Origin of the sequence: Kosakonia oryziphila (assembly GCF_900094795.1) — a bacterium.
GTDB classification, from domain to species: Bacteria; Pseudomonadota; Gammaproteobacteria; order Enterobacterales; family Enterobacteriaceae; genus Kosakonia; species Kosakonia oryziphila.
Genome location: NZ_FMBC01000005.1, coordinates 55925 through 78883 on the forward strand (window position 1 = coordinate 55925; position 22959 = coordinate 78883).

The 22959-nt window shown below is 54.0% G+C and carries 18 protein-coding genes and 1 riboswitch; of the genes, 10 read left to right on the forward strand and 8 right to left on the reverse strand.

Annotation, left to right across the window (positions count from 1 at the left end):
• Positions 1-70: 70 nt before the first annotated feature.
• From GA0061070_RS03795 to baeR, 6 genes are read left to right on the forward strand one after another with little or no spacing between them, the layout of a single operon-like run.
• The gene (locus tag GA0061070_RS03795; RefSeq protein WP_090133782.1) at positions 71-1306 is read left to right on the forward strand and encodes an MdtA/MuxA family multidrug efflux RND transporter periplasmic adaptor subunit; all 1236 of its coding nucleotides are present in this window, start codon (positions 71-73) and stop codon (positions 1304-1306) included.
• Positions 1306-4428 carry an MdtB/MuxB family multidrug efflux RND transporter permease subunit gene (locus GA0061070_RS03800; RefSeq protein WP_090133784.1) on the forward strand — a complete coding sequence of 1041 codons (3123 nt, stop codon included), beginning with the start codon at positions 1306-1308 and terminating at the stop codon, positions 4426-4428. Before GA0061070_RS03795 ends, GA0061070_RS03800 begins: the two co-directional genes overlap by 1 nt.
• Positions 4429-7506, forward strand: coding sequence for a multidrug efflux RND transporter permease subunit MdtC (gene mdtC / locus GA0061070_RS03805; RefSeq protein ID WP_090133786.1), 3078 nt, complete (start codon positions 4429-4431; stop codon positions 7504-7506).
• A complete protein-coding gene (gene mdtD, locus GA0061070_RS03810; RefSeq protein ID WP_090133788.1) occupies positions 7503-8918 on the forward strand; it encodes an MFS transporter in 1416 nt (471 codons plus the stop codon). The genes mdtC and mdtD overlap by 4 nt, the downstream gene beginning before the upstream one ends.
• Positions 8915-10423, forward strand: a complete 1509-nt coding sequence (gene baeS / locus GA0061070_RS03815; protein WP_090133789.1) for an envelope stress sensor histidine kinase BaeS — start codon at positions 8915-8917, stop codon at positions 10421-10423. The genes mdtD and baeS overlap by 4 nt, the downstream gene beginning before the upstream one ends.
• Positions 10420-11142, forward strand: a complete 723-nt coding sequence (baeR, locus tag GA0061070_RS03820) for an envelope stress response regulator BaeR (RefSeq protein WP_090133791.1) — start codon at positions 10420-10422, stop codon at positions 11140-11142. The genes baeS and baeR overlap by 4 nt, the downstream gene beginning before the upstream one ends.
• A gap of 31 nt (positions 11143-11173) precedes the next feature.
• Here baeR and GA0061070_RS03825 read toward each other — a convergent pair whose 3' ends face one another.
• On the reverse strand, positions 11174-11635 hold the full coding sequence (locus tag GA0061070_RS03825) for a helix-turn-helix domain-containing protein (protein ID WP_208598147.1): 462 nt from the start codon (positions 11633-11635) through the stop codon (positions 11174-11176).
• A 413-nt stretch (positions 11636-12048) separates the two neighbouring features.
• On the opposite strand from GA0061070_RS03825, the gene trhP reads away from it, so the two are divergent.
• The gene (gene trhP / locus GA0061070_RS03835; protein WP_090133795.1) at positions 12049-13410 is read left to right on the forward strand and encodes a prephenate-dependent tRNA uridine(34) hydroxylase TrhP; all 1362 of its coding nucleotides are present in this window, start codon (positions 12049-12051) and stop codon (positions 13408-13410) included.
• Positions 13411-13661: 251 nt separating this feature from the next.
• A complete protein-coding gene (gene yegS, locus GA0061070_RS03840; protein ID WP_090133797.1) occupies positions 13662-14561 on the forward strand; it encodes a lipid kinase YegS in 900 nt (299 codons plus the stop codon).
• A 101-nt stretch (positions 14562-14662) separates the two neighbouring features.
• Here the strand turns inward: yegS and fbaB are convergent, their stop codons facing one another.
• From fbaB to thiM, 3 genes are all read right to left on the reverse strand, one after another.
• Positions 14663-15715, reverse strand: a complete 1053-nt coding sequence (gene fbaB / locus GA0061070_RS03845; RefSeq protein ID WP_090133799.1) for a class I fructose-bisphosphate aldolase — start codon at positions 15713-15715, stop codon at positions 14663-14665.
• 150 nt (positions 15716-15865) lie between these two features.
• Positions 15866-16666, reverse strand: coding sequence for a bifunctional hydroxymethylpyrimidine kinase/phosphomethylpyrimidine kinase (thiD, locus tag GA0061070_RS03850; RefSeq protein ID WP_090133801.1), 801 nt, complete (start codon positions 16664-16666; stop codon positions 15866-15868).
• Positions 16663-17451 (reverse strand): hydroxyethylthiazole kinase, encoded by a 789-nt coding sequence (gene thiM, locus GA0061070_RS03855; RefSeq protein WP_090133803.1) that lies wholly within the window; start codon positions 17449-17451, stop codon positions 16663-16665. The genes thiD and thiM overlap by 4 nt, the downstream gene beginning before the upstream one ends.
• A gap of 37 nt (positions 17452-17488) precedes the next feature.
• Positions 17489-17585: riboswitch (TPP riboswitch) on the reverse strand.
• Between the two features lie 216 nt (positions 17586-17801).
• Between thiM and GA0061070_RS03860 the strand changes: the two genes are divergently transcribed.
• Positions 17802-18317: a DUF2778 domain-containing protein gene (locus GA0061070_RS03860; RefSeq protein WP_341844367.1), complete on the forward strand. Its 516-nt coding sequence runs from the start codon at positions 17802-17804 to the stop codon at positions 18315-18317.
• Positions 18292-18552, forward strand: a complete 261-nt coding sequence (locus tag GA0061070_RS03865; protein WP_090133806.1) for a hypothetical protein — start codon at positions 18292-18294, stop codon at positions 18550-18552. The genes GA0061070_RS03860 and GA0061070_RS03865 overlap by 26 nt, the downstream gene beginning before the upstream one ends.
• A gap of 323 nt (positions 18553-18875) precedes the next feature.
• Here GA0061070_RS03865 and GA0061070_RS03870 read toward each other — a convergent pair whose 3' ends face one another.
• The 4 genes from GA0061070_RS03870 to gad all read right to left on the reverse strand — a co-directional run bounded on the left by GA0061070_RS03870 (position 18876) and on the right by gad (position 22794).
• Positions 18876-19244 (reverse strand): DUF1622 domain-containing protein, encoded by a 369-nt coding sequence (locus tag GA0061070_RS03870; protein ID WP_244153029.1) that lies wholly within the window; start codon positions 19242-19244, stop codon positions 18876-18878.
• A 139-nt stretch (positions 19245-19383) separates the two neighbouring features.
• Positions 19384-19704, reverse strand: a complete 321-nt coding sequence (gene hdeB / locus GA0061070_RS03875; RefSeq protein WP_090133808.1) for an acid-activated periplasmic chaperone HdeB — start codon at positions 19702-19704, stop codon at positions 19384-19386.
• Positions 19705-19819: 115 nt separating this feature from the next.
• The gene (gadC, locus tag GA0061070_RS03880) at positions 19820-21352 is read right to left on the reverse strand and encodes a glutamate/gamma-aminobutyrate antiporter (protein ID WP_090133810.1); all 1533 of its coding nucleotides are present in this window, start codon (positions 21350-21352) and stop codon (positions 19820-19822) included.
• 41 nt (positions 21353-21393) lie between these two features.
• Complete coding sequence (gene gad, locus GA0061070_RS03885) at positions 21394-22794, reverse strand: glutamate decarboxylase (RefSeq protein ID WP_090133811.1); 1401 nt, start codon at positions 22792-22794, stop codon at positions 21394-21396.
• Positions 22795-22959: the final 165 nt, after the last annotated feature.

Sequence of the window (22959 nt, forward strand, 5' to 3'; positions counted from 1 at the left end):
TTTCTGCGTTAAGGCCTCATTAAACTAGTATTATTTTGGTCATGCTTTCCAGGACGAGATATATATAACGATGAAACGCAGCTTCACTTTTCGTCGCACACTTGTGGCGGTCGTGGTTATCGCCATGGCAGGTGCCGCGTGGTACTACTTTAGCCACCAGCAAGCTACCCCCCCCTCTTCCACCACCGGACACACACAAATTCAGGCTGGCGGCGGTCGTCACGGCATGCGCGGCGGCGCGTTACCACCGGTCCAGGCTGCCACAGCGACCCGTGAATCCGTTCCGCGTTATCTCTCTGGCCTCGGTACAATTACGGCAACCAACACAGTGACCGTGCGCAGCCGCGTTTCCGGCCAACTGATGGCGCTCCACTTCCAGGAGGGGCAACAGGTTAAAGCCGGCGATCTGCTGGCTGAAATCGACCCCAGCGCATTTAAAGTCGCACTGGCACAGGCACAGGGGCAACTGGCAAAAGATCAAGCTACGCTGGCGAATGCGCGCCGCGATCTGGCCCGCTATCAGCAACTAGTGAAAACCAGTCTCGTCTCCCGTCAGGATCTCGATACCCAACTGGCGCTGGTAACGGAATCCGAAGGCACCGTCAAAGCTGATGAAGCTTCGGTCGCCAGCGCCCAGTTGCAACTGGACTGGAGCCGCATCACGGCACCCATCTCCGGGCGCGTTGGCTTAAAACAGGTGGATATTGGCAACCAAATCAGCAGCAGCGATACCACCGGTATTGTGGTGCTGACGCAAACCCACCCGATTGACCTCATCTTTACCCTGCCGGAAAACGACATCGCCACCGTCGTGCAAGCGCAAAAGTCCGGTCAACCGCTGGTAGTGGAAGCCTGGGATCGCACTAACAAACAGAAACTGAGCAGCGGTTCACTACTAAGTCTTGATAACCAGATCGATGCCACCACTGGCACCATCAAACTGAAAGCACGCTTTAATAATCAAGACGACGCGCTGTTTCCCAATCAGTTCGTCAATGCGCGCATGCTGGTCGCCACGCAACAAGATGCCGTTGTGATCCCTACCGCCGCGCTGCAAATGGGTAATGAAGGCAACTTTGTCTGGGTGGTGAATGAGAATAGCCAGGTCAGCAAACATATTGTTACGCCGGGTATTCAGGACAGCCAGAAAGTAGTGATTGCTGCCGGGCTGTCGGCGGGCGACCGCGTGGTGACGGACGGTATTGACCGTTTGACCGAAGGGGCCAAAGTGGAAGTGGTGGATGCGCAAAGCGCCCGGCAGACGCCCACAAAACCTGAGCATCCGGCGAAAGGAGCGCACTCCTGATGCAGTTGCTACCGCCAGGCCGGACAGGTGGCCCTTCCCGTCTGTTTATCTTACGCCCGGTCGCCACCACTTTATTGATGGTGGCGATTCTGCTTGCCGGGATCATCGGCTACCGGTTTCTTCCCGTCTCGGCGCTGCCGGAAGTGGACTACCCCACCATCCAGGTCGTCACTCTCTACCCCGGCGCCAGCCCCGATGTGGTGACGTCGGCAATTACCGCGCCGCTCGAACGGCAATTTGGCCAGATGTCGGGCTTAAAACAGATGTCATCACAAAGCTCCGGCGGGGCATCGGTGGTGACGTTACAGTTCCAGCTCACGCTACCGCTGGATGTTGCCGAGCAGGAAGTGCAGGCGGCGATGAACGCTGCCAACAGCTTGCTCCCTTCCGATCTGCCTAACCCGCCGGTTTACAGCAAAGTTAACCCCGCCGATCCGCCGATCATGACGCTGGCAGTCACCTCTTCCGCCATGCCGATGACGCAGGTGGAAGATATGGTCGAAACGCGCGTCGCGCAGAAAATTTCGCAGGTTTCCGGTGTTGGTCTGGTCACCCTTTCCGGCGGCCAGCGCCCGGCTGTACGCGTCAAACTTAACGCGCAGGCTGTCGCTGCGCTGGGGTTGACCAGTGAAACCATTCGCACCGCCATCAACAATGCCAACGTTAACTCGGCGAAAGGTAGCCTTGATGGCCCAACGCGCGCCATCACGCTCTCCGCCAACGACCAGATGCAGTCCGCCGAAGAGTATCGCCAGTTGATTGTCGCTTACCAGAACGGTGCGGCCATTCGCCTTGGCGATGTAGCAACAGTGGAACAAGGCGCAGAGAACCGCTGGCTTGGCGCATGGGCGAATAAGCAACAGGCTATTGTGATGAATGTCCAGCGTCAGCCGGGCGCCAACATCATTGATACCGCCGACAGGATTCGTACTCTGCTGCCACAATTAACGAAGAGTCTGCCGAAATCGGTCACGGTGAAAGTGCTCTCCGATCGCACCAACAACATCCGCACCTCAGTCAGCGACACCCAGTTCGAACTGATGCTGGCCATTGCGCTGGTGGTGATGATTATCTATCTGTTTCTACGCAATATTCCGGCCACCATCATTCCAGGCGTGGCCGTGCCGCTGTCGCTTATCGGTACCTTTGCGGTGATGGTTTTTCTCAATTTCTCTATCAATAACCTGACGCTGATGGCGCTGACCATCGCCACCGGCTTTGTGGTGGATGATGCGATTGTGGTGATTGAGAACATCTCGCGCTATATCGAAAAAGGAGAAAAACCGCTGGCGGCAGCGCTCAAAGGCGCAGGCGAGATCGGCTTTACCATTATCTCCCTCACCTTCTCGCTGATTGCCGTGCTGATCCCGCTGCTGTTTATGGGCGATATCGTCGGGCGTCTGTTCCGTGAGTTCGCCGTCACGCTGGCAGTGGCAATTCTGATCTCGGCTATCGTGTCGCTGACGCTGACACCGATGATGTGCGCGCGCATGCTGAGCGAGGAATCCCTGCGCAAGCAGAACCGTTTTTCCCGCGCCTCAGAACGTTTTTTCGAGCGCGTGATCGCCGGTTATGGCCATCTGCTGGCGAAAGTGCTTAACCACCCGTGGCTGACACTCAGCGTGGCGATAGGCACACTGCTACTGTCAATGGCGCTGTGGGTTTTCATTCCAAAAGGTTTCTTTCCGGTACAGGACAACGGCATCATTCAGGGTACGCTACAGGCGCCACAGTCGGCATCGTTTGCCAGCATGGCGCAACGCCAGCGGCAGGTAGCCGACGTTATCCTGCAGGATCCGGCAGTTGAAAGCCTGACCTCGTTTGTTGGCGTTGATGGCACCAACCCGTCGCTGAACAGCGCCCGTCTGCAAATCAACCTTAAGCCACTGGATAAACGCGACGACCGTGTACAGACAGTGATTGAGCGCCTGCAACAGGCGGCAGCAAAAGTGCCCGGCGTGGCGCTCTATCTGCAACCGACGCAGGATTTGACCATCGACACCACGGTCAGCCGCACCCAGTACCAGTTTACCTTGCAGGCAAACTCACTGGACGCCTTGAGCACCTGGGTGCCGCAACTGATCGCTAAACTGGAAGCACTGCCGCAACTTTCTGATGTCAGCAGCGACTGGCAGGACAAAGGGCTGGTAGCCTGGGTCAACGTTGACCGCAACACCGCCAGCCGTCTTGGCATCACCATGTCGGATGTTGATAACGCGCTGTATGACGCCTTTGGTCAGCGGCTGATCTCCACCATCTATACCCAGTCAAATCAGTACCGCGTGGTGCTGGAACACGACACAACACAAACACCAGGGTTGGCGGCGCTGGAGAACATTCGTCTGGCCAGCAGCGGCGGCGGTGTGGTGCCGTTATCCTCGATAGCTAAAGTGGAACAGCGCTTTGCGCCGCTGAGTATTAACCACCTTGATCAATTCCCCTCCACCACCATCTCTTTTAACGTGGCGCGCGGCTATTCGCTGGGTGATGCGGTGCAGGCGATCACCGACAGTGAAAAAACCCTTAATTTTCCGACCGATATCCGCACCCAGTTCCAGGGCAGCACGCTGGCGTTCCAGGCTGCGCTTGGCAGCACGGTCTGGCTGATCGTCGCAGCGGTGGCGGCAATGTATATCGTGCTCGGCGTGCTGTATGAGAGTTTTATCCACCCGGTAACCATTCTCTCGACGCTGCCGACCGCTGGCGTTGGTGCGCTGCTGGCGCTGATGATTTCCGGCAGTGAGCTGGATGTGATCGCCATTATCGGCATCATTCTGCTGATTGGTATCGTCAAGAAAAACGCCATCATGATGATTGACTTCGCCCTCGCCGCCGAACGTGAAGAAGGGATGGCGCCGCGCGAGGCGATTTTCCAGGCCTGTCTGCTGCGTTTTCGCCCGATCCTGATGACCACGCTGGCAGCCCTGCTCGGTGCGCTACCGCTGATGCTCAGCACCGGTGTGGGCGCAGAGCTGCGCCGCCCGCTGGGTATCGGCATGGTGGGGGGGCTACTGGTCAGCCAGGTACTAACGCTGTTTACCACGCCGGTGATTTATCTGCTGTTCGACCGCCTGTCGCTGGCCGTAAAACAACGCTTCCCACGCCGTGAAGAGGAGGCGTAAGTGAAGTTTTTCGCCCTCTTCATTTACCGCCCGGTGGCGACGATTTTGATTTCGCTGGCTATAACGCTGTGCGGCATCCTTGGCTTCCGGCTGCTGCCGGTAGCCCCGCTACCGCAGGTCGATTTTCCGGTGATCATGGTCAGCGCCTCGCTGCCTGGTGCCTCACCGGAGACGATGGCGTCGTCGGTCGCTACGCCGCTGGAACGCTCACTGGGGCGGATTGCCGGAGTCAACGAAATGACCTCCTCCAGTTCACTGGGCAATACGCGTATCATTTTGCAGTTTAATTTTGACCGCAATATCAACGGCGCAGCGCGCGATGTACAGGCGGCGATCAACGCGGCACAAAGCCTGCTGCCAAGCGGTATGCCAAGCCGTCCGACCTATCGCAAAGCGAACCCGTCGGATGCGCCGATCATGATCCTGACACTGACCTCGGATACCTATTCGCAGGGCCAGTTATACGATTTTGCCTCGACGCAACTGGCACAAACCATCGCGCAGATCGACGGCGTCGGCGATGTTGATATCGGCGGAAGCTCGCTGCCCGCGGTGCGCGTCGACCTCAACCCGCAGGCGCTGTTTAATCAGGGTGTTTCTCTTGATGCCGTGCGTACCGCCATCAGCAATGCTAACGTCCGTCGGCCGCAGGGCGCGGTGGATGACGGCGCTCAACGCTGGCAGGTGCAAACCAATGATGAACTAAAAACGGCGGCCGCATACCAGCCGTTGATCATCCATTACAACAACGGCGCAGCGGTACATTTAAGCGATGTTGCCACGGTTAGCGACTCGGTGCAGGATGTGCGCAATGCCGGGATGACCAACGCAAAACCGGCGATTTTGCTGATGATCCGCAAGCTGCCGGAAGCCAATATTATTCAGACGGTGGATGGCATCCGCGCTCGTCTGCCGGAATTACAGAAAACCATTCCTGCCGCTATCAATCTACAAATCGCCCAGGATCGCTCACCGACCATTCGCGCCTCGCTGGCGGAAGTGGAGCAGACGCTGGTGATCTCGGTGGCGCTGGTGATCCTGGTGGTGTTTCTGTTTTTGCGCTCCGGTCGCGCCACGCTGATCCCGGCGGTCGCCGTACCGGTTTCATTGATCGGCACATTTGCCGCTATGTACCTGTGCGGTTTCAGTCTGAATAACCTGTCGCTGATGGCGCTGACCATCGCCACCGGCTTTGTCGTTGATGATGCCATTGTGGTGCTGGAAAACATCTCCCGCCATCTTGAGGCGGGCGTGAAACCGTTGCAGGCGGCATTGCAGGGAACACGGGAAGTCGGTTTTACTGTGCTGTCGATGAGCCTGTCGCTGATAGCGGTGTTCCTGCCACTGCTGTTGATGGCCGGCCTACCGGGCAGGCTGCTGCGCGAGTTTGCCGTCACGTTGTCGGTGGCGATTGGCATCTCGATGGCCATTTCACTGACGCTGACACCGATGATGTGCGGCTGGCTGCTGAAACGCCATAAACCGCGAGAACGCACGCGGGAAAAAGGCGTTGGCCGTTTGCTGATTGCACTCCAGCAGCAGTATGCCCGCTCGCTTTCATGGGTGCTGAACCACACAAGGCTGGTGGGTCTGGTGCTGCTTGGCACCATCACGCTGAATGTCTGGCTCTATATCTCCATTCCGAAAACCTTATTTCCTGAGCAGGACACAGGCGTGCTAATGGGCGGCATTCAGGCGGATCAGAGCATCTCTTTTCAGGCAATGCGCGGTAAGTTGCAGGATTTTATGAAAATCATCCGTGACGACCCGGCAGTGGATAATGTCACCGGTTTTACCGGCGGTTCGCGCGTAAACAGCGGCATGATGTTTATCACCCTCAAATCGCGACATATTCGTAATGAAACAGCGCAGCAGGTGATTGACCGATTGCGCGTTAAACTGGCGAAAGAGCCTGGCGCAAGCTTGTTTTTGATGGCCGTACAGGATATTCGCGTCGGCGGACGGCAGGCCAATGCCAGCTACCAGTACACCCTGCTGTCGGACGATCTCAGCGCCTTGCGCGAGTGGGAGCCGAAGATCCGTAAAGCACTGGCGGCGCTGCCGCAACTGGCGGACGTCAACTCAGACCAGCAGGACAACGGCGCAGAGATGAACCTGATTTACGATCGCGAAACGATGTCGCGGCTGGGCATCAGCGTTCAGGCGGCCAACAGTCTGCTGAATGATGCCTTCGGTCAGCGGCAGATCTCCACTATTTATCAACCACTTAATCAGTATAAAGTGGTGATGGAAGTCGATCCCCGCTATACCCAGGACGTGAGCGCACTAAACAAGATGTATGTGATCAACAGCGAAGGCAAGTCGATCCCGCTCTCTTACTTTGCCCACTGGCAACCAGCGAATGCGCCGCTGTCGGTAAACCATCAGGGGCTGTCGGCAGCATCGACCATCGCTTTTAACCTGCCGACAGGCACTTCGCTGTCGGAAGCCAGCGACGCCATCGACCGTACGATGACGCAACTTGGCGTCCCTTCGAGCGTGCGCGGCAGCTTCGCCGGTACGGCGCAGGTATTCCAGGAGACGATGAATTCACAGGTGATCCTGATCCTGGCAGCGATTGCTACAGTCTATATCGTGCTGGGGATCCTCTACGAGAGCTACGTCCACCCGCTGACCATTCTCTCAACGCTGCCCTCGGCGGGCGTCGGCGCGCTGCTGGCGCTGGAGCTGTTCGGCTCGCCGTTTAGCCTGATCGCACTGATTGGCATCATGTTGCTGATAGGGATAGTGAAGAAGAATGCCATAATGATGGTCGACTTCGCCCTCGAAGCCCAGCGCAAGGGGAGCCTGAGTGCAGAAGAGGCCATCTTCCAGGCCTGTTTGCTGCGTTTTCGTCCGATCATGATGACCACCCTGGCGGCGCTGTTTGGCGCACTGCCGTTGGTCATTTCCGGCGGCGACGGCTCCGAACTGCGCCAGCCACTGGGGATCACCATTGTCGGCGGTCTGGTGATGAGCCAGCTTCTTACCCTGTATACAACGCCGGTGGTCTACCTCTTCTTTGACCGCCTGCGTATGCGTTTTAGCCAGAAAGAGAGAGAGCCAGTTAGTGAATGAATGAACTTCCCAAAAACATCCACTGGCAACTATGGATCGTCGCCTTTGGCTTTTTTATGCAGTCGCTGGATACCACGATTGTGAATACGGCCCTCCCCTCGATGGCGCAAAGCCTGGGAGAGAGCCCGCTGCATATGCACATGGTGGTGGTCTCCTATGTATTGACCGTGGCAATCATGCTGCCAGCCAGCGGCTGGCTGGCGGATCGGGTTGGCGTGCGAAATATCTTTTTCCTCGCCATTGTGCTGTTCACTACCGGCTCGCTGTTTTGCGCGCAGGCCTCAACCCTTGATCAACTGGTGATGGCGCGGGTTTTACAGGGTATCGGCGGGGCGATGATGGTGCCGGTAGGCAGGCTGACGGTGATGAAAATCGTCCCGCGCGACCAATATATGGCGGCGATGACTTTCGTCACTCTGCCGGGGCAAATCGGCCCACTGGTTGGCCCGACACTTGGCGGGATGCTGGTGGAGTATGCTTCGTGGCACTGGATTTTCCTGATTAACCTGCCGGTCGGTATTATCGGCGCGATCGCCACCCTGAGCCGGATGCCAAACTATAAACTGCAAACCCGCCGTTTCGATATGGCGGGTTTTGCGTTGCTGGCCTGTGGTATGGCGACGCTGACGCTGGCGCTCGACGGCAACCGCGGGCTGGGGCTTTCGTCCGTCCAGCTTGCTGCGTTGGTGGCGGTGGGCGCAGCAGCGATGCTGTTTTATCTGTTGCATGCCAGAGGTAATGATAGTGCGTTGTTCAACCTGCGACTGTTCCGCACGCCCTCATTTTCCCTGGGGCTGGCCGGGAGCTTCGCCGGGCGTATAGGCAGCGGCATGCTGCCATTTATGACGCCGGTGTTTTTGCAGATTGGCCTTGATTTTTCGCCGTTCCACGCCGGGCTGATGATGATCCCGATGGTACTGGGCAGTATGGGTATGAAGCGGATTGTCGTGCAAGTGGTTAACCGTTTTGGTTATCGCCGCGCGCTGGTCTGTTCCACCCTTGGTCTGGCGCTGGTGAGCCTGCTGTTTATGACCACCGCCCTGCTCGGCTGGTACTACCTGCTGCCGGTGGTGCTGTTCTGTCAGGGGATGATTAACTCGATGCGCTTCTCTTCGATGAACACTCTGACGTTGAAAGATCTGCCCGATGAACTGGCCAGCGGCGGCAACAGCCTGCTGTCGATGACCATGCAGTTGTCGATGAGTATCGGCGTTACCGTCGCCGGTTTGCTGCTCGGCCTGTTCGGTCAGCAGCATCTGTCAGCGGACAGCGGCGCGGCGCATCATATTTTCCTTTACGCTTATCTCAGTATGGCGGTGATTATTTCACTACCGGCGTTGATCTTCGCCCGCGTTCCGAACGATACCAGCCAGAACGTCGTGATTGCCCGTCGCAACAGGAGAGAATCATGAAATTCTGGCGACCGGGTATTACGGCCAAACTTTTCCTGGCTATTTTGACTACCTGCATCGTACTGCTGGTAATCATGCACTGGGCGGTACGAATCAGCTTTGAGCACGGGTTTATCGACTATATCAAGCGCGGCAACGAACAGCGCCTGCAAATGTTGAGTGACACGCTGGCCGAGCAGTACGCTCAGCACGGCGACTGGCAATTTCTGCGCAATAACGACCGGATGATTTTCGATATCCTGCGATCTTTCGAACGCGATAACAACCATGAAGATGATCGCGCCGATAGGCCGGAACAGGCCATGCAGCGGAATCGCACGATGGGCGACAACGGCAGAGCAGCACAGGGGATGGAAAGCTATGACCCGCCGCCAGGCCCACCAGGCCCGCCACCGCCGCATGGCTGGCGCACGCAGTTCTGGGTTGTCGATCAGCACAACATTGTGCTGGTCGGCCCGCACGGCACGGTGCCGGATGAAGGCAACCGCCGGGCGATTGTGGTGAACCAGAAAACGGTGGGCTGGGTGATTGCCTCCCCGGTTGAGCGGTTAACGCGCAATACCGACATCAATTTTGCCCGCCAACAGCGTCGCACCAGTTGGCTGATTGTCGGCCTCGCCACGCTGCTGGCGGCGCTGGCAACCTTCCCGCTGGCAGGCGGCCTGCTGGCACCAGTGAAACGGCTGGTCGAGGGAACGCACAAACTTGCCTCTGGTGATTTCTCGACGCGCGTCAAGACTGACAGCCAGGATGAACTGGGCAGGCTGGCGCGTGATTTTAACCTGCTGGCCAGCACGCTGGAGAAAAACCAGCAAATGCGCCGCGATTTTATGGCTGATATCTCCCACGAACTGCGTACGCCACTGGCGGTACTGCGCGGCGAACTAGAGGCAATTCAGGATGGCGTACGCAAATTTACGCCGGAATCAGTGTTGTCATTACAGGCGGAGGTTAGCACGCTCACCAAGCTGGTGGACGATTTGCATCAGTTGTCGATGTCCGACGAGGGTGCCCTGGCCTATCAGCGCACACCGGTGGATGTGGTGACGTTGCTGGAGATTGTCGCTGGCGCGTTTCATGAACGTTTTGCCAGCCGAAACCTGAACTTGTCGCTGGATTTGCAGTCCACCAGTAGCAGAGTATTTGGCGATCCCAATCGCCTGATGCAACTGTTTAATAACCTGCTGGAAAACAGCCTGCGCTATACGGACAGCGGCGGACAAACGCTGATTCAGTCCACCACTCGTGACGGCAAACTGATCCTGAGTTTTGCCGACAGCGCGCCGGGCGTTTCCGACGAGCAGCTTACGCGCCTGTTTGAGCGTTTTTATCGCACGGAAGGATCGCGCAACCGAGCCAGCGGCGGCTCCGGACTGGGGCTGGCAATCTGTCTGAATATTGTGGAGGCCCATGCTGGCACTATCCACGCCGGGCACTCGCCATTCGGCGGGGTTACCATTACAGTTGAACTACCGCTTGAAGGCGAAGAATCGAGAGAAGTATGACTGAGCTACCCATTGATGAAAACACGCCGCGCATTCTGATCGTGGAAGATGAACCGAAGCTGGGACAGTTGCTGATCGATTATCTACGGGCGGCCAGCTACGCGCCGACGCTGATTAACCACGGCGATCAGGTGCTGGGATACGTCCGCCAGACGCCGCCGGATTTGATCCTGCTCGATCTGATGCTGCCCGGTACCGATGGTCTGACGCTGTGCCGGGAAATCCGTCGCTTCTCCAATATACCGGTCATTATGGTGACAGCAAAAATTGAGGAGATCGATCGCCTGCTGGGTCTGGAAATCGGCGCCGACGATTATATCTGCAAACCCTACAGCCCGCGCGAAGTGGTGGCGAGAGTCAAAACCATTCTGCGCCGCTGCAAGCCGCAGCGCGAATTGCAGGCACTGGATGCGGAAAGCCCGCTGATTGTGGATGAAGGGCGTTTCCAGGCAAGCTGGCGCAACAAACTGCTGGATCTCACCCCGGCGGAGTTCCGCCTGCTGAAAACCCTCTCCAGCGAGCCGGGCAAGGTCTTCTCCCGCGAACAACTGCTCAACCATCTTTATGATGACTATCGCGTGGTGACCGACCGCACCATCGATAGCCATATCAAAAACCTGCGCCGAAAACTGGAAGCGCTGGATGAGGAACAATCCTTTATCCGCGCGGTTTACGGCGTCGGCTACCGCTGGGAAGCTGACGCCTGCAAACTGGCGTAAACGTCTGTCGGGCTTCACGCCCGATAGCATTTTATTTACGCAACAGCCGCTGTAAACGCTGTTTGCGCCAGCGGGCGATCGGCTCAGCGAAAACAAAGAGCCGCAAACCCCGCACCAGCAGCAATCCACCCCAAATCGCCGCCACCCACAGTGACCACAGCGATTCTGGCGCGGTACTGCGGTTAAGGAAATAGAGCAGCACGCAGACGATGACTGCGGTGATAAGCGAGCGCCAGAAGCGGCTTTCAGCATCGACCTTTTCCCGGGCGGCTGTGATGCGCTGATCCAACGCCTCTTCCCCCGCCTCCGCCTGCCCGGACAACTCAGTAACGCTGACGCCAAACACAGCCGCTAACGCACTCAGCGTCTCCAGCGAAGGTTGATCGCCATTTTCAATACGCTGCACCGTTCTGACGCTCAACGCGGCCATTTCTGCAAGCTGTTCCTGCGACCAGGCGCGGGCCAGACGGAATGCTTTCACTTTATTGCTCATAATATTTCTCCACAGGAAACCGGCTTGCAGTGTCGCTGAACCACGCTGACAACAACACGATCGTTACCCGACAGCAACACGACATCGTCCCGACAGCGCCCTGACAAAGCCCTCCGCCGAGTATAAACCGGTCGGGAGCAATGCTGTAATCATCTGTATTCTGGCGGGCGCTTCAGGTATATCAAAGAAGGATGGTGAAGAAATACGACTATGGCGCACTGATGCTGCTGTTGGCTGTGCTCAGTGGCGAGGCGGAAATAACCGGCGCGGAAATGGCCGCCGCTCCGCGTGAACTAACGCACAGGTTTACTCCCCCGGCGCGCGGCGCTACAATTCCCGCCCTAAATTTAGGGAAACTCCCCCGCCGCCTCACCTGGTGAGGCGATCTGACCTGTCATCAGAACGAGAAAATCATGCTTAAACCGGAACTCCTGTCCCCGGCGGGAACGCTGAAAAATATGCGTTACGCCTTCGCTTACGGCGCGGACGCCGTTTACGCTGGCCAGCCGCGCTATTCGCTGCGCGTGCGTAATAACGAATTCAACCACGAAAACCTGCAAATTGGCATCAATGAAGCCCACGCGCAGGGAAAAAAATTCTATGTAGTGGTGAATATCGCGCCGCATAACGCCAAGCTGAAAACCTTCATCCGCGACCTGAAACCGGTGGTGGATATGGGGCCGGATGCGCTGATTATGTCCGATCCAGGGCTTATTATGATGGTACGGGAAAACTTCCCACAGATGCCGATCCACCTCTCAGTACAGGCAAACGCGGTCAACTGGGCAACGGTGAAATTCTGGCAGCAGATGGGGCTGACGCGCGTGATCCTCTCACGTGAATTGTCGCTGGAAGAGATCGCCGAAATTCGCAGCCAGGTGCCAGAGATGGAGATCGAAATCTTCGTGCACGGCGCACTGTGCATGGCTTACTCCGGCCGCTGCCTGCTTTCAGGTTATATCAACAAACGCGATCCGAACCAGGGCACCTGCACTAACGCCTGCCGCTGGGAATATAACGTTCAGGAAGGTAAAGAAGACGCTATCGGCAATATCGTACATGTTCACGAACCCATTCCGGTACAGAACATCGAACCCACGCTGGGCGTCGGTACGCCGACCGATAAAGTCTTTATGATTGAGGAAGCGCAGCGTCCAGGCGAGTACATGACCGCCTTCGAGGACGAGCACGGCACTTACATCATGAACTCGAAAGATCTGCGGGCGATTGCTCATGTTGAGCGCCTGACGCAGATGGGCGTGCACTCGCTGAAAATCGAAGGCCGTACCAAATCGTTCTACTACTGCGCCCGTACTGCGCAGGTATATCGCAAAGCAATCGACGACGCCGCTGCGGGTAAACCGTTCGACACTTCGCTGCTGGAAACGCTGGAAGGGCTGGCACATCGCGGTTACACCGAAGGTTTCCTGCGCCGCCACACGCATGATGATTACCAGAACTATGACTATGGCTACTCGGTTTCCGAGCGCCAGCAGTTTGTCGGCGAATTCACCGGCGAGCGTAAAGGTAATCTGGCCGCCGTCGCGGTGAAAAATAAGTTTTCGGTCGGCGACAGTCTCGAGTTGATGACGCCGCAGGGCAATGTCAACTTTACGCTTGAGCAGATGGAAAACGCCAAAGGCGAAGCAATGTCGGTCGCGCCAGGCGATGGTTATACTGTCTGGTTGCCGGTTCCGCAGGATATGGCGCTGGAATATGCGCTTCTGATGCGCAATTTCACCGGGCAGTCGACGCGTAATCCTCACACGAAGTAATTTAGCAGGGTTATTTTTCCGGCTGGAAGAATCTTAGAATCGGATCACATACCTCCCCGGCCTTTATAGGTATTATCCATCTTGCTGAAAAACATAACCCATAAATGCTAGCTGTACCAGGAACCACCTCCTTAGCCTGCGTAATCTCCCTTACGCAGGCTGATTTTTTTTCCCGCTTTTTTCCGCTTTTTTTATCCCATTCTCGCTCGTGAGATACACTTTCTTCATTGCATGCAATAAAGACGAGAAAAATGGGCAAAATTCCAGGAAGCTTATTGATCCTCAATGGTAAAAGCGCCGGAGACGAAACGCTGCGCGCAGCCATCGCACGGTTGCGTGACGAGGGCATGAATATTCAGGTGCGCGTCACCTGGGAAAAAGGCGATGCTGTGCGCTACGTTAAAGAAGCACAGCAACTTGGTACAGAGACAGTGATCGCTGGCGGTGGCGATGGCACCATCAACGAAGTGGCGACAGCGTTGGTAAACTGCACGGGCGATAACATTCCGGCGCTCGGTATTTTACCGCTCGGCACCGCCAATGATTTCGCTACCAGCGCAGGGATCCCCGAGGTGCTGGAGAAAGCGTTACAGTTGGCCATCATGGGTAAAGCGGTGGCTATCGATATCGCCCGCGTTAACGATAAAACCTGTTTTATTAATATGGCAACCGGTGGTTTTGGTACTCGCATCACCACAGAAACGCCGGAAAAACTGAAAGCCGCGCTGGGCGGGGTTTCTTATTTGATCCACGGGCTGCTGCGGCTGGATAAGCTAAAAGCCGATCGCTGCGAAATTCGCGGTGAGGATTTTCAGTGGCAAGGCGATGCGCTGGTGATTGGCATTGGTAATGGTCGCCAGGCGGGCGGCGGACAGCAGCTTTGCCCGCAGGCGTTAATTAATGATGGCTTATTGCATCTGCGTATTTTTACCGGCGAAGAACTGTTACCCGCGCTGTTAACCACCCTGACGCAGCCGGAAGATAACCCGCATATTATTGACGGAAAATCGACATGGTTCGAGGTCAGCGCCCCGCATGAGATCACCTTTAACCTCGACGGTGAACCACTAAGCGGCGAGCATTTCCGCATTGAAGTGTTGCCTGATGCGTTGCAGTGTCGGTTACCGCCGGATTGCCCGTTATTACGATAATCGCTTAAAAATACCTGATGGCGCTTCGCTTATCAGGCCACATAACGAGACAAAAAATGCAATACCTCTCCCCCGAAGAGGAGAGGTTGTGACGAAAACCGTTATGCGATGGTCACTTTCTGATCGAGATAGACATCCTGCACGGCGTTAATCAGTTTTACGCCGTCGGCCATGGTTTTCTTGAATGCCTTGCGGCCAAGGATCAACCCCATGCCGCCCGCGCGTTTATTGATAACTGCTGTACGGACAGCATCGGCCAGATCGGTGTCGCCACCAGCAGCGCCGCCAGAGTTGATAAGCCCTGCGCGCCCCATATAGCAGTTCGCCAGTTGATAGCGCACCAGATCAATCGGGTTATCGCTGGTTAATTTGCTGCAGACGCGTTCATCGGTATAACCGAAATTAACCGCTTTATAGCCGCCGTTATTTTCCGCCATTTTCTGCTTCACGATGTCCGCGCCGATGGTGGCGGCAATGTGATTCGCCTGGCCGGTCAAATCCGCTGAAACATGGTAATCCACGCCATCTTTCTTGAAGGCAGAGTTGCGCAGATAAGCCCACAGCACGGTTACCAGCCCCAGTTCATGAGCGCGTTCGAAGGCAGCCGAGATCTCTTCAATCTGGCGGCGAGATTCTTGCGATCCAAAATAGATAGTCGCGCCAACGGCCACTGCCCCCATATTAAATGCCTGCTCAACGCTGGCATACAGCGTCTGGTCATATTCCGTTGGGTAGCTGAGAGTTTCGTTGTGGTTGAGCTTAACGAGGAAGGGAATGCGGTGCGCGTAGCGGCGGGAAACAGAGGCCAGCACGCCGTAGGTGGAGGCAACGCAGTTACACCCGGCTTCGATCGCCAGCTCCACGATATTCTTCGGATCGAAATAGAGCGGATTCGCGGCAAAGGATGCGCCCGCCGAGTGCTCAATCCCCTGGTCAACCGGCAGAATGGACAGATACCCGGTGCCCGACAGCCGCCCGTGGTTATACAGCGTCTGCATGTTACGCAGCACCGCAGGCGGACGGTTGTTATCGACCATCACGCGATCCACGTAATCACCACCCGGCAAATAGAGTTGATCAGCGGGGATGGTCATACAGCGGTGTTGCAGAAGGCTGTCGGCGTCTTTGCCAAGTAACTGCACAATATCAGTCATAGCTATGCTCCCGTAAGCTTCGCACAAAGCGAATTGGATTATCCCGACCTGCCTTACGGCAGGCAAAAATAAGCCTGGTACTCATGTGCGAGATTTTCCACTGCTACCTTTTTTTTCAGCATTATCTGCTGGCACGTTTCGGAACCCGGCTTACCACCACTGATGGAAATGGTGAACCGGCCCGTTTCCGCTGCCGACTTCCAGCGAATCCGCCCGCGCCAGTGCGGCCGTTAGCCACTGTTTGGCTTCCGCAACCGTCGACGCCCAGTCGCTGTGGCGCGGGCGCAACGCAGCCAGCGCGGCGGAGAGCGTGCAGCCTGTGCCGTGGGTATTTTTCGTCGCCACGCGCGGCGCGGTAAAACGTAGCGCGCCTTCACCAGTGAAAAGCCAGTCCGGGCTTTCGGCGTCATCCAGATGCCCGCCTTTCATCAGCACCGCCTCGCAGCCGAGCGCCAGCAGCGCTTCGCCCTGTGCGTGCATATCCTGCTCATTGCGGGCATGCGGCGCGTCGAGCAGCGCAGCGGCCTCAGGCAGATTAGGTGTAATAAGTGAAACCTGCGGCAGTAAATGCTGACGCAGCGCCGACACGGCGGAGGGAGACAGCAGCGGGTCGCCGCTCTTGGCGAGCATTACTGTATCCAGCACGACATTACGTACTTGATAGTGGCGCAGACGCTCCGCCACCGCTTCGACAATATCGGTTTCCGCCAGCATGCCGATTTTGGTGGTATCAATACGCACATCGCTGAGCACCGAGTCGAGCTGTGCGCCGACAAAATCCGGTTCGATACGGTACACCGACTGCACGCCGTGGGTATTTTGCGCCACTAGAGCTGTGATCACTGAACAGCCGTAAGCACCGAGCGCCGAGAAGGTTTTTAAATCTGCCTGAATTCCCGCGCCACCGCTCGGATCGGTACCGGCGATGGTCAATGCGTTGATTCGTCTCATAACGAATCCTCCCCGCCCAGCGTGTAGAGCGCGTCGAGAAAAGCGGGCATAAAGCTGCCCGGTCCGTTGCTGTTCGCCACCGCCAGGCTGCCTGCCAGCCCGAGCCAGGCGCAGGCGGCGGCCACATTCACCAGGCGATCACCTTGCAGTACGCAACTGGCGGCGACCACGGCGGATAACGCGCAACCGGTGCCGACAACCCGTGTCATCAGCACATCGCCACCCGTGACCATCAGTGTACGACGGCCATCAGTGACATAATCCACTTCGCCGGTAACAGCCACCACCGCGCCGATTTGCCGCGCCAGTTCCTGCGCTGCGGGCAACGCATTGATGGCAGTATCTGTGGTATCCACGCCGCGCCCGCCTGCGCTCACTCCCGCGAGTGCCAGAATTTCGGAGGCATTACCGCGGATTGCCGCTGGATGCAGGGCAAGCAGTTGCTGACAAAATTGCGTACGGAAAGTGAGTGCGCCGACGGCAACGGGATCGAGCGTCCAGGGTTTGCCAGCCGCATTTGCGCTTTCAGCGGCCCCCAGCATCGCGTCGGCCCGCTCGCGGGTTAAGGTACCAACGTTAATCAACAGCGCATCAGCAATCGCGCTGAATTGCTGCGCCTCGTCACGATCAATCACCATGGCCGGCGACGCACCAAGCGCCAGCAACACATTGGCGGTAAAAGTTTGCACAACGTCGTTGGTCATACAGTGAACAAGCGGGGAATGACGACGGAATTGCTGTAAAGCATGTGCAGTTTGTGCACGATCGAGCAGGTCAGGTTGCATGGTTTCGCTCCTGCCAGGCCGTGAAAGAAGTGATAGCCCGACAGGCATCTGACTTCCCTACGCTGGCATTATCCAGATCAGGTAATACGGGTATTTCTCAGCCCATCAGTGATGGGGCACCCCGAGTCATTTACTACAAAATCAAAAACTTGCGATTAACGTCCCGTTAATCCCTGTTCAGGATCATGCCAGCGAGAAGCCAAAGACACAACACTTAAAAATGCGCTGTGTCCCAACTTGTGTCCCCAAATGTGTCCCAAATTCAGAGGGTAAGGCTGGCTGGTTGGTTAAATCGGCGGTAACATAACCCGCAAATCTACAGGGAGTTTTATGTTATGCAGATTTGCAGGATGGACTACAACGACGTATCAGCAGACGGGAGACGGCTTAAACTTCATGTTTACGGTGTCGGAACGTTTCCAGTATTTTCGGGGATAGCACCAGTAACCAACATCGCAGAGTGTGCATTTATACGAAATGCGGCTTTGCCTGTAGGCACTTACTGGATCGTTGATGCCCCGTCCGGGAGTATTGCCAATCAGGTAGAACGATTTGTTAAGGATTTCAGGAATGGAACAAACCACGACGAGTGGTTTGGATTATTCAACGCTTCCACAATGAGTGATCACGTTTTCGTTAATGGCGTTGACAGAGGATCTTTCCGGCTTCACCCGTTGCGCCCAAATGGTGAGGGGGAGTCGTGGGGATGCATAACTTTCTATAACATTCCTGATTTCCAGTTAGTCAGAACCTCATTACTTGCACGTAAGAAAGTTCGAGTGCCAGGAGGTAAAGGATTAATGGCATATGGGCGTATAGACGTAACAGGGCGGACTGATTATGCGTCATGCAAATTTAACAATTAACATACTGATCGGTTTGCTCTGCTTTGCGGCTTCATTCTTTATCGTGCTGTTCCCTCTGGGCGGGCTGGTCGAATATTTGTCTCAAATCAGTAATGATTTTCTGAACCGCACCGGGTTGGGATTTGCTGATGGCGAAGCTGATCCATCGTTTCTATGGGTGCTGTTCCTGCTCATGCTCGTTGTTACTGCACTGTTGATGTTCATTATTCAGAAAGTACGGCGAAAATATCAGTAGCCAAACATAAATTAATACAAAAAGGCGAGCCATTTGGCTTAATGCCGATCATTTAAGGATCAATTGACCGATCCGGTGGTTGATGTAAAAAGGGTTCATGTCTTCACATGGATCCTTTTTAATAGAACTTTCACAGGCTCTCGGCATTATTCATCTCACAGTACCAGAACGGACCCGCTCACTTTCCGAACTCATTCCCGCAGAACTTATCCAGGAAGCTTTCAGACTGACGGATACCGTGACGCTCCGTACATGGGTCTGCGGATACGGTTCAGCAAACAGGAGCATATTCGGCATCTGAGTCACTGGGGAAATAAACCAAATCACGAAGTTTTATCCTCAGCAACTTTTTCTGTTTTAGATTGGGCTTCCAGTTCTTTTGACAGGAAAAAATTCAGTACGGTGCGGATTACTGTAATAATCGCTAGTTTTATCAACTCATCAATAGTTGGACTGATTGTTGTTGCCAGAATATCTGATGCTAACTGGAACTCAAGGGCAACAGCTAGCCATCCACCGAGCCCCAAACGAATCCTGATACTTCCATATGGATTACGATAACAAAATATCAGAATGTAGGATGCCCAAAGTAGACCAATAACAATACATAAAACTGACATCGTTTCAGTTACAAACTGTAGAAATATCACACCATGTGTCATGAACTGTTTATAAAAAATAATATCCGACACTAATTTCTCCTCTCGTTAATTCTGTTCTGAGCCAGCTTGCCTGGCAGGTAAATTCTGACAGTTTGTGGTTCTTCTTGCCGGGTAAGATAAAAAAAGCCTTGCATTATTCTCTGGCAATGCAAGGCTCAATTAGTTGATATTAATGAACAATCAAGTCCTGCAACTTACTTTTGAATTCATATACTTTGGCTTGCGGATTCTTTTTACAGAATTCGACTGTTTGTGGAACCGCAACGTTCACGGTCTCATCGAGCGAGACCGTGTCCCCTCCTTTGTAAGTTGTTTTATCATGCAACATCCAGAATGCAACCGGTGCCATAGCTTTCGGGTTCAGGTTGATAAATTCATGGCATGTCATATTTTCGGGGCTCCTTTCAGCCGCCTGGGCACTGGATATTGCCCCGGAAAATAAACTTGCTACCAGAGCCAAACCGGTGAACACTATTTTCATACTTTTCATTAAAATCCTCATCTATATCAAATATATTGTGATGGACTTTTTAGTCATCCCTTTTAGCAGGAGGCATTGTTACCACGTGCTTCTCTCCGCCTCTCGCATCCTTAACGCATTAATATCACTTCATTTTATGAACAATAATATGGTGTGTCGGGCGTGCTCGAGGGTGAAGAAAGAAATGCCCTTCCGGCGCGTTTTCAGTATTAATTGGTAATAATGTAACTCCCTCATTGATACCTTCCTTATTATTCCGCAAAGCATACACAATAAACGGTAATGCAAACACGACAAGGAAGCCTACTGCCAGCAGTTCAACATACTTATCGGTTGAATCACCCTGTATGGTATCCGGGGGCAAAAAAGAAATGACAAAAGCCATTATTGATGTCAGCAATCCTACCGCAGCAATAAGCAGCTTGGCCTTTTTTCCTCCTGGAACATTAAACGTCCTTTTTTTCTCCGGATATTTACATACTAACAGCATGTAGCTGATAAACATCATGAAGTATGAACACAAATAGATGACCACTGTTAATGCCAGTGCTATCAGGAACGACATATTACTTCCCCCACCAGTGTTGGTGAGGATGACTAAAGCAACAGAGGTGATGACAAGCTGCGAAATTACCAGTACTACGGGAACTCCGTTTTGATTCAGCCTGGCTGCACTTGCAGGTAGCAGTTTTTTTTGTGCCGTTACGTACATCCCCCGGGAAGGTCCTACAATCCATGATGCAATTTCCGCCAACACACCAAGCAATAATAATGCAGAAATCACTCTCACCGCCCATTCAAACCCAGAGCCAACATGGGATATCAGCACACTGAAAGTTTGCATTACCCCTGCAGAGAGGTTGATATCCGCCTGCGGGATCACCAGGGCAATAGCCAGCCCCCCCACGGAACTCAGGGATATAGCCGCTATCATCAATAGCAACATGGCCAGCGGGTAATCTCTTCCTGGATTGCGCATTTCATTGACATGAGTCGCTGATGCTTCAACACCCATATAACTCAATATAAAAGCCACAAAGACGACAAGAGTGCCTAATTTTGTAAAATCAGGGAAAAACGTTGATGCATTTATCTCAATAGCAACTTTAGCGCCAGAATAGAGATACCAGATAGCGAGAGCTACAAGAATAATTGCCGGTAGTAAAATCCCCGCAAAAAAACCAACCTTAGCAATCCTGGCTGTATATTTGGTTCCACCAAACTGCGTTAAGGCAAGCCCCCATAAAATGATAAGTGCAGCGACCGTTTTTGTCACCGGCTCATCATTTAGTGCTGGCCACTTCAGTATGTAGGAAAGCGCTCCCAGTACAAAATAAAGCATTGGGATAAAACCAACCGCAATCTGCAAATAACCAAAAGATATGGCGGCGAACCCCCATTTCTCACCCATGGTTTTTGAGACCCAGGTAAACACGCCCCCCTCTTCCCAACCTTCAACTGTCGCCATTTCTGCGGCACACAACCCTACAGGAATAAACCAGAGGATGCCGCCCAATAGCAGAAAAAAAACCAATGAAAACCCAGATGTAGCAAAAGTCGGATATTCATAAACCGCCATCACCATAGAAGCGGTAATAGCAAAGAACCCTAATAGCGATAGCTCCTTGCTAAATTCATTATGTGTTGATGTAGCCATAAATTCCTCCTGAACAGGCCTATCAAATACAACAGGAAAAACTAACTGTGGTTGAAACCACCGGCTTCTTCTTCACTTAATGGTTTACTGACTGGATGAGCTTCAAAATATTTGAGTGCACGTTGCATATCCTCCACCAGTAAACAGCCGAGGTCACGACTGACACCATGACGGACTAAAATTCGCTGAATAACCAGATCTTCACGATTTGCAGGCATAGAGTAAGCCGGTACCTGCCAGCCACGTGTACGCAATCGGTCGGCAAAATCGTACAGTGAATACCCACCGATGGAAGCCCCATCCTTTAGCTTCCATGCCAGGGCCGGGATGCCTTTCTCTCTGTCACCATCGAAAAGGATCTCGAAAGGCCCCATTTTCCCAATTTCAGTGGCGAGGAACCTGGCTGTCTCATAACAGGCATTGTGGATTTTCTCGTAGCCTTCACGCCCAAGACGCAAGAAGTTGTAATACTGAGCAATAATTTGCCCACCTGGTCGAGAGAAGTTCAGCGCAAACGTGGGCATGTTGCCTCCCAGGTAGTTTACGTTAAAAATCAACTCTTCCGGCAAATCCTTCGATTCTCGCCATACCACCCACCCAGCCCCCAGCGGAGCCAGACCGAATTTATGACCGGAGGTATTAATAGATTTCACTCTCGGCAAACGGAAATCCCATTTCAAATCTGGTGCACAAAATGGCGCAAGGAATCCGCCACTAGCACCATCAACATGAATAGGTATATCGAGCCCCGTGTCTTGCTGCAGTTTGTCCAGAGCATCACTCACGGCTTTTACCGGTTCATATTGACAGGTGAACGTAACCCCTAGTGTCGGTACCACGCCTATTGTGTTCTCATCCACACGCTTGAGTACCTCCTCCGGAGACATTATCAGACGTTCACCTTCAAGCGGAATCTCGCGTAACTCCACATCAAAATAACGGGCAAACTTGTGCCAGCAGATCTGTACCGGGCCACAAATCATATTAGGTTTGTCGGTGTTTTTACCCTGTGAAGCCTGTTTTTTACGCCATTGCCATTTCATGGCAAGGCCCCCTAACATAGCGGCTTCCGAAGAACCAATTGTTGAACACCCAAGTGTCGTTTCCGCCGACGGTGAATTCCAGAGGTCGGCCAACATTTTCACGCAACGGGCTTCAATCTCAGCCGTTTGAGGGTACTCATCTTTATCAATCATGTTTTTATCGATGGATAAGTCCATCAATTGACGGATTTCATCATCGACCCACGTCTGGCAAAAAGTCGCCAGGTTCTGGCGTGAGTTGCCATCCAGCAACAGCTCGTCACGAATAGCGTTAAATACATTCCTTGCTGAACGTTCAACCGCAGGAAATCTATTTTTTGGCAACGATGCAGCAAGATCAACCGACGCATAAACATCATCGTTTTCACTGTATTCATCAGACAGAAATTTACTAGACATAAAAACCTCTTGATCATAAAAGCCTACTATTAAGATATACCTTGCCTCAGCAAAAAAAAAATTAAACACTAAAAATTCGCGCAAAAAAAATAAATAATAAAAATCATTCTCAAAAGCAAAAAGATATCATTATTACTAGCACAAAAAAACATTAGAATATGAAGT

Excerpts from the sequence above, each read along its gene's own strand:
- baeR (WP_090133791.1), top strand. The coding sequence starts at position 10,420 with ATGACTGAGCTACCCATTGATGAAAACACGCCGCGCATTCTGATCGTG.
- GA0061070_RS03795 (WP_090133782.1), top strand. The coding sequence starts at position 71 with ATGAAACGCAGCTTCACTTTTCGTCGCACACTTGTGGCGGTCGTGGTT.
- GA0061070_RS03800 (WP_090133784.1), top strand. The coding sequence starts at position 1,306 with ATGCAGTTGCTACCGCCAGGCCGGACAGGTGGCCCTTCCCGTCTGTTT.
- gadC (WP_090133810.1), bottom strand. The coding sequence starts at position 21,352 with ATGGCTACATCAACACATAATGAATTTAGCAAGGAGCTATCGCTATTA.
- mdtD (WP_090133788.1), top strand. The coding sequence starts at position 7,503 with ATGAATGAACTTCCCAAAAACATCCACTGGCAACTATGGATCGTCGCC.
- GA0061070_RS03860 (WP_341844367.1), top strand. The coding sequence starts at position 17,802 with ATGGACTACAACGACGTATCAGCAGACGGGAGACGGCTTAAACTTCAT.
- trhP (WP_090133795.1), top strand. The coding sequence starts at position 12,049 with ATGCTTAAACCGGAACTCCTGTCCCCGGCGGGAACGCTGAAAAATATG.
- thiM (WP_090133803.1), bottom strand. The coding sequence starts at position 17,451 with ATGCAACCTGACCTGCTCGATCGTGCACAAACTGCACATGCTTTACAG.
- GA0061070_RS03865 (WP_090133806.1), top strand. The coding sequence starts at position 18,292 with ATGCGTCATGCAAATTTAACAATTAACATACTGATCGGTTTGCTCTGC.
- gad (WP_090133811.1), bottom strand. The coding sequence starts at position 22,794 with ATGTCTAGTAAATTTCTGTCTGATGAATACAGTGAAAACGATGATGTT.
- baeS (WP_090133789.1), top strand. The coding sequence starts at position 8,915 with ATGAAATTCTGGCGACCGGGTATTACGGCCAAACTTTTCCTGGCTATT.
- fbaB (WP_090133799.1), bottom strand. The coding sequence starts at position 15,715 with ATGACTGATATTGTGCAGTTACTTGGCAAAGACGCCGACAGCCTTCTG.
- GA0061070_RS03825 (WP_208598147.1), bottom strand. The coding sequence starts at position 11,635 with ATGAGCAATAAAGTGAAAGCATTCCGTCTGGCCCGCGCCTGGTCGCAG.
- hdeB (WP_090133808.1), bottom strand. The coding sequence starts at position 19,704 with ATGAAAAGTATGAAAATAGTGTTCACCGGTTTGGCTCTGGTAGCAAGT.
- thiD (WP_090133801.1), bottom strand. The coding sequence starts at position 16,666 with ATGAGACGAATCAACGCATTGACCATCGCCGGTACCGATCCGAGCGGT.
- yegS (WP_090133797.1), top strand. The coding sequence starts at position 13,662 with ATGGGCAAAATTCCAGGAAGCTTATTGATCCTCAATGGTAAAAGCGCC.